Origin of the sequence: Massilia sp. DD77 (genome assembly GCF_036961685.1) — a bacterium.
In the GTDB taxonomy this organism is placed as follows: domain Bacteria; phylum Pseudomonadota; class Gammaproteobacteria; order Burkholderiales; family Burkholderiaceae_D; genus Telluria.
Genome location: NZ_JBAMDH010000018.1, coordinates 96,583 through 108,630, shown reverse-complemented (window position 1 = coordinate 108,630; position 12,048 = coordinate 96,583). Strand labels below are relative to the sequence as shown.

Here is a 12,048-nt window from a genome sequence, read left to right as displayed (position 1 = left end):
GATGCGCTTACGATTTGGTCGATGCCGGAAGCTCCGCGACCAGACGGAGGGAAACGGACAGCTCGTCGAGCTGGAAATGTGGACGCAGGAAGGACACGGCGCGGTACACGCCCGGGCGGCCCGGTACTTCGGACACCTGCACCGAGGCTTCGCGCAGCGGGAATTGCGCCTTCTGCTCCTGGCTGGCGTTATCGTCCAGCAGGACGTACTGGGCGAGCCAGCGGTTCAGGAAGTCCTCGACGTTCGAGGCGGCGGCGAAGCTGCCGATCTTGTCGCGCATCATGGCCTTCATGTAGTGGGCGATGCGCGACACCGCGAAGATGTACTGCAGCTGCGAGGACAGCACGGCATTGGCGTTGGCCGCGTCCGAGTTGTACTTGCGCGCCTTCTGCGCCGACTGGGCGCCGAAGAAGGCCGCATAGTCGGTGTTCTTGCAATGCACCAGCGAGATGAAGCCGAGGTCGGAGAGTTCTTTCTCGCGGCGGTCGGTGATGGCGATCTCGGTCGGGCACTTGAGCGCGACTTCGCCTTCGTCGGTCTTGAAGGTGTGGGTCGGCAGGTTTTCCACCAGGCCGCCGCCCTCGACGCCGCGGATGGCCGCGCACCAGCCGTAATCCTCGAAGGCCGCGGTGAGCTTGGTGGCGAAGGCATAGGCCGCATTGCACCACAGGTACTTGTGGTGGTCGGTGCCGTCCACGTCCTCGACGTAGTTGAAGCCCTCGGTGGTGGCGCCGTCCAGCGGGTTGTACGGCAGGCGGCCCAGGAAGCGCGGCAGGGTCAGTCCGACGTAGCGCGCGTCTTCCGAGTCGCGGAAGGATTTCCATTTCGCGTATTCGACCGTGTCGAACACCTTGGCCAGGTCACGCGGGCGTCCCAGGTCGGCGTAGGTCTCCAGGCCGAACAGTTCGGGCGAGGCGGCCGAGATGAAGGGTGCATGGGCGGCCGCGGCCACGTGCGACATCTGCTCGATGAAGTACATGTCCTCGGGCTGGCGGGTGATCTCGTAGTCGCCGATCAGGGCGCCGAAGGGGGCGCCGCCGAAGGTGCCGAATTCTTCCTCGTAGACTTTCTTGAACATGGTGCTCTGGTCGAATTCGAGCGCGCTCTGGAAGTCCTTGACCAGCTCGCGCTTGGTGGCGTTGAGCATCTTGATCTTGAGGTTGCTGCCGGTGGCGCTGTTCTTGACCAGGTAGTGCAGGCCGGTCCAGCTGGATTCCAGCTTCTGGAACTCGGGCGCGTGCATGATGGCCGAGAGCTGCTCCGAGATCAGGCGGTCGAGCTCCGCCACGCGGGCATCGATGGTCGCGGCCAGGTTGTCGGACACCACCACGGCGCCGTCCAGCACCTGGCTCACCAGTTCCGTGATCAGGTCCTTGGCGCGGGCGTGCTCGGTGCTGGACTTGGCGACCCGGCTTTCCTCAACGATCTGGTCGAGCAGCGCGGTTTCCTGGACGGCGCCGGAGGAAGAGAGTACGGCGGACATGATCAAGCCTCCTTGTCGGTATTGGCGTGCTGGCCCAGCTCCGCCAGTTTCTCGGTGCTGTTCAACACGTCGTTGAGCAGGTCTTCAAGCTTGTCGTTGCCGGCCATCTTATTGCGCAGGTCGGCCAGCTTGGTGCGCGCATCGAGCAGCTTGCGCAGCGGCTCGACCTGGGCCACCACGGCCTCGGGACGGAAGTCGTCGAGCGACGTGAATTTGAGGTCGACGCCGATGCGGCTGTCGTCGCCGGCCAGTGTGTTTTCGACCTGGAAGGCGGCGCGCGGCTCGATGCCCTTCATGACTTCGTCGAAGTTGTCGCGGTCGACATGGACGAACTTGCGGTCTTTCAGGCGCTTCTGCTCGACTTCGGAATTGCCGGCGAAATCGCCGACGACGCCCATCACGAAGGGCACTTCCTTCGATTCGATGGCGTCGCCGATCTCGACGTCATAGGTCATCTGCACGCGCGGCGGCCGGATCTTCTGCAGGCGCTTCTGGACACTTTCGGACTTGGACATGGGTTTCCTCTTGTGGATGGACGGTTGTTAGTTCAGCGCCTGGAATGGGTCGGCGCTCGCCTTTTTCGATGCGGCGGCCTTGGCGGTCTTCTTCACTGCCTTGGCCGGGCGCTCGCTGCTGCGCACCGGCGGCTGCACGGGCGGCGGCACCAGCACCGACTCGCCCAGGTTCTCGCGCAGCAGCTTGGCCAGCTCCTGCGATTCGGTCTTGAGCGAACCGGACAAGTTGTTCTGGCGGCTCAGGTCGCCCAGCGCGCGGGTCGACAGGCGCAGGCCGCTGATCGCGATGATGCTGTTGGCCAGCTTGTCGTTGGGGTCGCGCACCAGCACTTCGAGCGCCGCCTGGATGGCGTCGCCGTACTGGCCGGACTCATAGCGCGTCTGCGCGATATAGCTCCAGGGGGCCTTCTCGGCGGGGAAGGCGGTGGCGCCCTGCTTCCAGAGCGTGACGGCCTGCTCCTTGTTGCCGCCGGCGGCGGCCTGGCTGGCCTGGGTCAGCAATTCATCGAGGGTGGGGGCGGCGGGAACGGCTTTGGGAGCGGTGCCGCAAGCGGTCAAAAGGAGTGCCAGGGAAGCGGCCGCGGCGGCGCGCGAGAAGTGGGTGCTGAGGGTCATTCTTATCCTTATCGGGTAACTTGAGGTTATTACTTTTTTGTTAAATGTTGCTCGATCGGCGGCACGATAACAGAAATCAAAAATTTACAATTTTCAATTGAATCTCACAGATTCTCACTCTGTGCTACCCGCGCACGATTGAAATTCGGTGACACTTATGACAAGCGGAAATGTTACTATCCGCCCAATTTTTGACGATTGGTATCTCGTTTTTCCCAGGGAAGCGACAGCATGACGAGCAAAGTTTTATGGGGTGAAGGCCTGCTTCTGCGGCCCCAGCACTTCCAGCAGCAGGACCAGTATCACGAGCGCCGTTTGCACGAGAGCCTGCGCGCGGCCCATCCGTATGCCTGGGGCGTCAGCCGCCTGCGCATCGACACCGCTGCCCTGGCCAGCAACGTGCTGCGGGTGATGGATTTGTCGCTGCGCTTCCAGGACGGCGAGCTGGTGGATGCGCCCGCCGCCGACCTGCTGCCGCCCAGCATCGACCTCTCCAGCCTGCCGCAGAGCCAGGGGAGCGTGACCATCTACGCCGCCCTCCCCGCCTTCAAGCCTTTCGGCGGCAACTTCGCCCAAGTCGGCCAGCCCCAGGACGGCGCACGCTATGTGCAGGACAACCGCGAGACGCCCGACCTGTACACCCAGGCCGCTCACGCCCAGCTGGCCTACCTGCGCAAATCGGTGCGCCTGGTGCCGGAGCACGAACCGCGCGATTCTTACACCAGCTTCGCGCTGCTGCGCCTGCGCCGCGTGGCCACGGGCGGCTTCGAGCTCGACCCGGACTTCGTTCCGCCGAGCGTATCGATCGGCAGCGCGCCGGTGCTGGCGCAGCAGCTGCGCCGCCTGCTCGACGCCTTGCAGGCCAAGGTCAGCGCCCTCTACGGCCACCATCGCGAACCGAGCCGCAACGTGATCGAGTACCGCTCGGGCGACATGTCCTCGTTCTGGCTGCTGCACACCGCCAGCTCGGCCTACGCCTCGCTGACCCACTACTTCCACCATCCGGACCTGCATCCGGAACGCCTGTACGAGCAGCTGCTCGGGCTGGCCGGCTCCCTGATGACGTTTTCCAAGACCTGGGTGCTGGCCGACCTGCCGCCCTACCAGCACGCCGACCCGGGGCCGGGTTTCGGCAAGCTGTATGCGATCATCCGCGAGCTGATCGACACCGTGATCTCCTCGAAGTACTTCGCCATCGCGCTCGACGAGATCAAGCCGTCCTACTACCTGGGCAAGCTCGACTCGGGCAAGATCGACGACAAGACCGCCTTCTACCTGGCCGTCTCGTCGCCGATGCCGGTGGTGGAGCTGGTGGGCGCGGTGCCGCTGCGCTTCAAGGTGGGCGCGCCGGACGACGTCGACAAGTTCGTGCTGGCCGCCATGCCGGGCGTGCGCCTGCAGCACGCGCCGCAAGTGCCCGCGGCGGTGCCGGTACGGCCCGATACGGTCTACTTCCTGCTCGACGCCAAGGGCCAGCTCTACGAGCGCATGCTCCAGGCCCAGTCGATTTCCGTGTACGTCCCCGCCGGCATGAGCGATCTCAGGCTGGAACTGGTGGCCGTGGCCTCCTGAACCCCAGAACGACCGCACCATGAACACGATGACTGTCCCTTCCCTGATCGGCGCCACGCCCATGCCGGCGAGCGCCGCTGCGGCGCCGCAGACCCTGCTGGACCTGATGTATGACGGCTTCTACGCGCTCTTCATGCTCAAGAACGGCAACGCGCCCAAGAACGACGGCGAGTTCGCGGCCCGCATGACCCAGTTCCTCGACGAGTTCGGGCGCGCCGCCAAGAAGCATGGCGCCTCCAGCGACGACATCGACGCCTCCAAGTACGCCTTCTGCGCCGCGGTTGACGAAATCATCCTGCGCAGCGGCTTCACGATCCGCGACACCTGGGCGCGCAACCCGCTGCAATTGACCCTGTTCGGCGAGCAGCTCGCGGGCGAGAACTTCTTCCATCGCCTGGAAGCGCTGCGCGCAAGCGGCAGCGCGCACCTCGAGGCGCTGGAAGTCTTCCATATGTGCCTGCTGCTCGGCTTCCAGGGCCGCTACGCGCTCGAGGGTACTGAAAAGCTGAACTACTTCACCTCGCGCCTGGGCGAAGAGATCGCCCGCATGAAGGGCAAGCGCGGGGGCTTCGCGCCCCACGCCGAGCGCCCCGACCAGGTCGTGCACAAGCTGCGCAACGACTTGCCGCTATGGGTGCTGTTCACGGTGTTCGCCCTGATCTGCGCGCTCGGCTACATCGGCCTGCGCACCACGCTGGCGCGCGGCACCGAGGAACGCATGGCGGCCCACAAGGACGTCATCAAGATGGCGCCGCGCGCGGCCCATCTGACCATCACCTGGCCCTGATGGACGCGTTCGAGCGCATCGCGGCCCTGGGCTCGGCCCTCGGCGTCTTCGGCACCGGGCTGTCACAGCACGCGCGCCTGCTCACGCTGGCCAGCGCCCAGGACGGCGCCTTGCCGCAGGCCCTGATGGCCGAACGCTTCCGCGGCCGCGAGGGTGTCAACGAAAGTTACCTGTTCGAGGTCGATGCCCTCAGTACCTCGACCGACCTCGAGCTCGACCAGTTCATCGGCGAAGAGCTGACCCTGACCCTGCTCCAGCCGGATGGCGCACGCCGCGCCTGGCACGGCCTGTGCACGGCCGCCGAGTGGCTCGGCGCCGACGGCGGCGTGGCGCGCTACCGCCTCCGCCTGGAGCCGGCCCTTGCCCTGCTGCGCCTGCGGCGCGACAGCTACATCTTCCAGGACAAGCACGTCCGCGACATCGTCACCGAGCTGTTCGCGGACTACCCGCAGCTGCGCTTCGAGTTCGACCTGCAACAGGAGCTGGCCGAGCGTCCGATATGCACCCAGTACCGCGAAAGCGATTACGACTTCTTCGTGCGCCTGATGGTCCAGGAAGGATTATCCTGGCGCTTCGAACACGACCAGGCGGACGAAGGCGCAGATGGCCAGGCGCGCCACAAGCTGGTGATCTTCGACAGCGAGGCTGCCGCGCCCGCGCTGCCAGGCGACCCGGCGCTGCGCTTCCACGGCATGCGCGCCACCGACCGCGACGACGCCGTCGACGGGTTCAGCGCCAAGCGTCGGCTTGCGGCGAACGCGGTCACGATCAGCAGCTGGGACCCGGCGCAGCTGGTCGCGCCCGGCGCCGAGCTGGAATCGCAGCTGGACGCGGGCGAGCTGCCGCTCTTGCCGGTCTACGACGGCAGCGGCGAGCGCATCGCCAGCGACACGGCCGACCTGCATGGCCGCCTGATGCTGCGCGCGCTGGAAATGGACAACAAGCTGTTCGAAGGCCAGGGTGCGGTGCGGCGCCTGGCGCCCGGCTATGCCTTCAGCCTGACGCAGCACGAACGCTATCCCGAGGGCGAGAACGCCTTCAAAACGCTGTGGATCGAGCACGAGGGGCGCAACAACATCGACGCCCACATGGCGACGGCCGAGGCCGCCGGCTGGGTCGAACCGGGCACCTACCGCAACGTGTTTTGCTGCGTGCGCGAGACGGTGCCCATCGTCCCGCGCGCCAGCGCCCTGCCCCATGCCCATACGGCCCTCGGCCCGCAGACGGCCTTGGTGGTGGGCGTGCCGGACGCCGTCGCCACCACGGCGCGCGACCACCAGGTGCGGGTGCAGTTCGCCTGGCAGCGCGGCGCGATGAGCAACCCGGGTGGCCTGGCGCACGACGTCGACGAAGACGGCGCCGCGCCCGGCGACGAACGTTCCGGCACCTGGGTGCGAGTGGCGGAGGCCTTGGCCGGCCCGAACTGGGGCTCACAGTTCACGCCGCGCATCGGCACCGAGGTGCTGGTCGACTTCATCGAGAACGACATCGACCGGCCGCTGGTGGTGGCCCAGCTGTATACCGGCGCGGATGTGCCGCCCTTCCCGGCCGGTATCGATGCGCCGACCGATCATGCGGGGACGATCTCCGGCATCCACACCCGCAACTTCGACGGCGGCGGCTACAACCAGTGGCAGCTCGACGACACCCAGGGCCAGTTGCGCATGCGCCTGGCCAGCAGCAGCGCGGCCACCCAGCTGAACCTGGGCTACCTGATCCAGCAGTCGCCCGGCAGCGCCCAGCGCGGCGGCTACCGCGGCAGCGGTTTCGAGCTCCGTACCGACGCCTGGGCGGTGGTGCGCGGCGGCGACGGCGTACTGCTGACGACCCGGACGCGAGCCGCACAGGGAGCGGGTGTGGCCTCGAGCCAGATGGATGCGGCGGAAAGCCTGGCTGCGCTCAAGGCCGCCCGCGAACTGGACACGGGCCTGCTCGATGCGGCCGCGGCCCAGCATGCGCTGTCGAGCAAGGTATCGCGGGAAGCCCAGCGCGCGCTGATGGCGCAGATCGATCCGCAGGAACAAGGCAAGTTCGCCGTTGCCGTCGGCGGCCAGGAGCCGCTCAAGGCGAAGTCGGGCGCGCGCGAGCTCGATGCCGCCGCGCCGGTGGAGCGCTTCGCTTTGCCGCTGGTGGTGATGGACTCTCAGGCCGGGATCAACTGGGCGACGCCGGCGTCGACCTTGACGTTCGCCGGGCAGCAGCTGCACTGGACGACGCAGGGCGACATGCACAAGGGGGCTGGGTTCACCGTGTCGTCGGTGGCGGCCGAAGCGGCGAATCTGTATGCACATGAAGGCGGCATCCAGGCGGTCGCGGGCAATGGGCCGGTGTCGCTGCAGGCGCACACAGGGGAACTCGAGATCCTCGCGGACAAGGATGTGGTGGTGCTGTCGGTGAACGACAGCATCGAGATCAAGGCGAAGCAGAAGATCGTGCTGCAGGCCGGGCAGGCGTCGATCACGCTGGAGGGGGGGAACATTACCTTTGCATGTCCGGGGGGCTTTTCCGTCAAGGGCGGCCAGCATCTGTTCGAAGGCGGTGCGTCTGCAATGGCGAACTTGCCCGCCCTACCGGGAACCCTGGCAGGCCCCAATCAGCACTGGATCGGCGTCGCCTACGTGGACCCTGATACTGCCGAAGGCATTTCGGATGTCGACTACGAAATTCGATTTGAGCGAGGCCCGGTAATGAAGGGAACGCTCGACAAGAAAGGGCTCGGCCGTCACGACAATGTTCCTTTGAAGCCCGTGAAGGAAATTATCTATAAACCACGTCCTCCGCTGGAGGAAGACCCGCACAGTCCCCTCGAACGTCTCTTCAGCTAGTCCCGTGCATGCATAACCGATCCAGCTTTAGGAATTGCCGATGGCAGAAATGAATATGACCCAGTTGCGTGATGCGCTGGCTTGGGTCACCAACGATCAAAGCGCCCGGAACGAGGACGGCGCCAATCCCTTCGTATGGTTCTGGGAAGCGATTCAGGGCGACTTCAACGAGCAGCGGTCGACGGCCCAGATCCTGACCGATGCGGGAATCTCGATGATTCCCCTCGTAGACCAGGTCTGCGACGTGCGCGATTTAATCGCCAATTGCAGGAAGCTGTCGCGCGACGTCAAGGATACGTGGGCTTGGGTGGCGCTCGCCCTGACCTTGATCGGTCTCTTTCCGAGTCTTGGTTCTTTGGTCAAGGGTGTACTCAAAATATTTTTCGCTTACATCCGGCGTGCTGGACGAATTGCGCTCGCGCCAGCAGTGGAAGACGCGATGACGCTCGTGCTCGCCTACCTGCGGCGGCGCGACGTGCAGCGTTATCTAAAAAACCACCACATCGATCAAGTCTTCCGTTGGCTCGCAGACCAGATCAAAACCGTCCGCGCAGCCATCAGTAAAGGGGCGCTTCTTCGGGCTTTCGATCGCGGAATCAGCGCACTCGAGCTTCTGTCGAACAAAGTTGCATATGTCCCGCGAGCCGGGATGTTGGCCCGTAACGCGCTTGAGGAAGTAAGGAAGGTCCGGATGGCTGCGGATTCGCACCTTGCTGCGGCGATCCGTCCGGTTCAGGATGTGGTCGACGTCATTATCAAGCGACTCGAGAGAGAAGCCATTGAAGCCCGCCATGGTATCGTCGATATCGGGAACGTCCATTATAAAGGTGCGTTGCCGGAAGGCCCAGCGATCAAGCTCATGCGCAAAAGGCAGCCGGAGTGGCTTAGTCGCACTGGTGACAAGTTCATTGACCCTGCGGACCCGAACGCTTATTCGTCGATCGTTAAAGACCTGTCTGCCAAAGTCGATCCTGCTGGAGTCCCACGTTCCCCAGATGAGATTTACCCTTTTATCAACGAACGGTCTATCCGCTCCTTTCATTCGCTTGAACCGCATGCCATACGAGGGCCAGCTCGACTATATCGTATCCTCGCACCCAACAGCCGCGCCATGAGCGACTGCTGGGTGACGGAAGCGGTGTTCGAACGACTCCAGACGTCGAGTAACCCAAAACATGCCTGGAGAAGGTTTTTGGCTGTGTGGCCAGACTGGAATGTGAACGGCCAGTTCGTTATCTACGACGTTCGAGCCGGCGAAACACTCAACACGTGGCGTGGCCCTGCGTCGAGTCAAGTGAAGGCAGACCTCCCCGGATTCCACTTGGAAGGCGGATGGGAACAAATTGTATTCAATATCGAGCGTAAGGACCGGCGCAACGATCTTATGACGTATTACCCCATCAAGGGCAAATCCGGACGACTAGGACCACCGCTTTCACAGAATCAAGTGGACGCAATTAAAGCAAAAATGACTGAGAAACAAAAAGTAATTTTTGACGAATCGCACTTGGCTCTACGACACAACATTAACCATCCGAACATTAGTGGCCCGTTCGACACGGGGTGGGGCTACAACGAGTTCGACGGTGCCGGACTATACGATCGAATCGGTTTGCCAAGCTTGCCTGGACAGACGACCACTATTCATCCCTGACTATGATAAAACTTTCTCCGAATATCCAGCTCGACTCATGGCGTTCCCTGCAAGCCGCAATGCTGTATCACTACGCGTCGACCGATGCATTGAGGGAGTTGCACGCCGCAGCTACCAATTTGATCGAAGGTGTGGTCGATCCCATGCTTGAACTATCAAGACTCCAAAGCAGGGACGAAGTGCTTCGCAGCCCTCGTTGGGGTGAACGTGATACAAGCGAAACCTGGTCGAAGAACGCGTGGCCATTTCTCAAAGACCTTCAGCAAAGCGTCGCGAAAGACATCGCATTGCGTAGCTTTAACCAGTACCGCCGCACTTCAACTGACGAGTGTTTGCGCGGTGCGGACCAGTATTCCATGCTGTGGACGTCCGACGACGAAGAAGCGCGCTACCAGGCCGCCGTTGAACTGATCAGTCACATCTCAGGGCCTATCGACAAGACTCTCGATGAACACGAGTCAGGCAGGTGGTCGGATTTCGGTTTTATGTTTAACCATCGCGACTTCTGCGCGGCGCATCCGATCCGTCCCGTGTACAAGATACGCAGTGACATTTGCGCGAACTCGGGTGAGCTTCCACCACGTACCGGTGTTTATGTGTCCGCCGACGACCCGCATGCGACGTTGCAGTTCGCATGGACGAAAGGACGAGGTTGTAAGCTGCGCTTGGCCACTACGTTCAATGAAATCGGATTAGCAGCGTTAGAGTTTGTCGGCCGGAGCAAGCTTTGGAATGATGTTGAAAAGATGTACGAGTTCGCGACCTTACCGACGTTTGTCGAAATTTTCCGCGACCGGCTGGATTTCAATGGCCGTACATATCCTCAATTCGCACCAGGGGCTGTCTCGCGCTCCTCATTCATGCGAAAACCGTCCAAATGGTATTTCGTCGAGATCGATGGCGAAGAGAAGGTGCCATCGGAACCGGTATGGGAAGCATCGGGTAGGACCGAGACCGAATTGCGTTTGCAATCGGGCGAAGTGTGTAAGGTTAGCGGTTATTACTACACTCCTTCTCGCCAGGCATCGCGGCGTTTCATCGCAGCCGGCGAAATTGCTCCTCGTTTCGAGGGTGATTTTGGCGAGACCATTTGGCAATGGGACAGGCAACAATGAAGCGCAACTCAGGTGCTGCAATCCGCGCAGCGACCTGCCCCTGTGGGTGCTGTTCACGGTGGCCGCCCTGATCTGCGCGCTCGGCTACATCGGCCTGCGTACCACGCAGGCGCGCGGCACCGAGGAGGGCACGGCGGCCCACAAGAACGTCATCAAGATGGCGCCGCGCGTGATTCACCTGACCACCATCTTGCCTGAAGGACGCGTCCGAGCGCATCGTGGCCCATATCGTCACCGATCTGTTCGCCTCTTGGTGGAATCGGGTTAACCGGTGGAGGTTGGAATAACGATCGGTAAGACAGGTGACAGCGGCAACGCGAAAGGCTTGGTTACTGTCACTTCTAGGGCCCGCCTTCATTTTGAGGTTAGAAAAATGGCGCGGATGCGATCCACGGGCATCACATTCCGCCTTGATCCATTACCGTTTATTGACAGTTGCATAAATCGCTAATGAAGAAATTCTCATTCGTTCTTGTCTCGCTAGTCGTCCAGATAAGCGCATGCCACGGCCGTACTCTGCCGCCAACCAATCCGACGCCATTCGTTCCAGGATAAGAAACGCAAAGGAGATGAACTTGCAGTTGGACAGATCGACGATACCGACCGCATGCCTCGCCTGGAGTTTGAACAGGACACTGCGGTTTCACCTCACCCAGGCATAGACGAGTGGAAGGCCATCGAGCCGGAGGCCGAAGAGGATCACCAGCCCGCCCCGGATGTCGCCGACGCGCCAAAGCTTGAGCCTACTCCTTACAGTACGAGCCTCGACGTGGATGAAGGCCTGCACCTGCCTAGTCAGCTGATCGCCAGACTTGTTGAAAATTTCTTCGGAGAGGAGTAGCAAACGATGTTGGCACGTGTTTTCTGCCGCGTGATGGTTACTTTTACATGTACTGCGGTTTCATTCTTTTCCCCGGCCAGCCATGCCGTCGCTGCGACTGATTCGGTGGTGCGAACGCCGCAGCAAGGCCTGCACTCTTGGAGAACAAAAACCGGAAAGCTGTTCTTGGTAGCGGGAACCTATCAGGATTCCAAGACATACCGGCGCAGCATGTCTTTCTACCATCAAGAGGCGGGAGATGGTGTTTGGCAGCTCGTACCTATAGTCGAAAGTAACGTAGACCTGACAACGGAATGGATGAGCGCCTCACGAGATGAAACTACCCTTCGGGACGCAGTCGTTGTTCCGCAGGCGAATGCGGTCTACCTCATCATTGCGAGCCGCACCGCAGACAGGCCGACAATAACTGTATCGCGCTATAAATTTTCCTCCGCTGGTGACGATTTCCCGGACGCGCCCATTCATCTTTTCGTTCTGATATCCACCACAAGTTACTCACTATCAAAGCAGCGTTCCGTTGAAGCGGTCCTGGATAAGGAAGTTGCGGCACTTCATAAACCCAACCTATGACAACCTAGTTAACGCAAGGAATGACGCTTCGGCGCGCACTGTCGACTACGCCCGGTCGGACGGAAGACATT

11 protein-coding genes are annotated in these 12,048 nt (G+C 62.2%); 8 read left to right on the top strand and 3 right to left on the bottom strand.

The annotated features are described in order from the left end of the window. Positions 1 to 7 precede the first annotated feature (7 nt). Genes tssC through V7778_RS12805 form a run of 3 tightly spaced genes read right to left on the bottom strand, consistent with a single transcriptional unit; the run spans position 8 to position 2,613 of the window. Positions 8 to 1,483, bottom strand: coding sequence for a type VI secretion system contractile sheath large subunit (gene tssC, locus V7778_RS12815; protein WP_335555760.1), 1,476 nt, complete (start codon positions 1,481 to 1,483; stop codon positions 8 to 10). Between the two features lie 2 nt (positions 1,484 to 1,485). Then, on the bottom strand, positions 1,486 to 1,998 hold the full coding sequence (tssB, locus tag V7778_RS12810) for a type VI secretion system contractile sheath small subunit (RefSeq protein ID WP_335555758.1): 513 nt from the start codon (positions 1,996 to 1,998) through the stop codon (positions 1,486 to 1,488). A gap of 27 nt (positions 1,999 to 2,025) precedes the next feature. Next, the gene (locus V7778_RS12805) at positions 2,026 to 2,613 is read right to left on the bottom strand and encodes a tetratricopeptide repeat protein (protein ID WP_335555756.1); all 588 of its coding nucleotides are present in this window, start codon (positions 2,611 to 2,613) and stop codon (positions 2,026 to 2,028) included. Between the two features lie 231 nt (positions 2,614 to 2,844). Here V7778_RS12805 and tssK point away from each other — a divergent pair, with 231 nt between their 5' ends. The 8 genes from tssK (at position 2,845) to V7778_RS12765 (ending at position 11,977) form a co-directional block, all read left to right on the top strand. Further along, the gene (gene tssK / locus V7778_RS12800; protein ID WP_335555754.1) at positions 2,845 to 4,185 is read left to right on the top strand and encodes a type VI secretion system baseplate subunit TssK; all 1,341 of its coding nucleotides are present in this window, start codon (positions 2,845 to 2,847) and stop codon (positions 4,183 to 4,185) included. Between the two features lie 19 nt (positions 4,186 to 4,204). Then, complete coding sequence (icmH, locus tag V7778_RS12795) at positions 4,205 to 4,972, top strand: type IVB secretion system protein IcmH/DotU (protein WP_335555752.1); 768 nt, start codon at positions 4,205 to 4,207, stop codon at positions 4,970 to 4,972. Continuing rightward, positions 4,972 to 7,797, top strand: a complete 2,826-nt coding sequence (locus V7778_RS12790; protein ID WP_335555750.1) for a type VI secretion system Vgr family protein — start codon at positions 4,972 to 4,974, stop codon at positions 7,795 to 7,797. Before icmH ends, V7778_RS12790 begins: the two co-directional genes overlap by 1 nt. Before the next feature lie 40 nt (positions 7,798 to 7,837). Beyond that, positions 7,838 to 9,451 (top strand): hypothetical protein, encoded by a 1,614-nt coding sequence (locus tag V7778_RS12785; protein ID WP_335555749.1) that lies wholly within the window; start codon positions 7,838 to 7,840, stop codon positions 9,449 to 9,451. Positions 9,452 to 9,510: 59 nt separating this feature from the next. Next, a complete protein-coding gene (locus V7778_RS12780; RefSeq protein WP_335555747.1) occupies positions 9,511 to 10,566 on the top strand; it encodes a hypothetical protein in 1,056 nt (351 codons plus the stop codon). Positions 10,567 to 10,624: 58 nt separating this feature from the next. Further along, entirely contained in the window at positions 10,625 to 10,834 is a 210-nt protein-coding gene (locus V7778_RS12775) for a hypothetical protein (protein ID WP_335555745.1), read from the top strand. 339 nt (positions 10,835 to 11,173) lie between these two features. Next, positions 11,174 to 11,407 (top strand): hypothetical protein, encoded by a 234-nt coding sequence (locus tag V7778_RS12770; protein ID WP_335555743.1) that lies wholly within the window; start codon positions 11,174 to 11,176, stop codon positions 11,405 to 11,407. A gap of 6 nt (positions 11,408 to 11,413) precedes the next feature. Beyond that, positions 11,414 to 11,977: a hypothetical protein gene (locus tag V7778_RS12765; protein WP_335555742.1), complete on the top strand. Its 564-nt coding sequence runs from the start codon at positions 11,414 to 11,416 to the stop codon at positions 11,975 to 11,977. The last annotated feature ends 71 nt before the right edge of the window (positions 11,978 to 12,048 follow it).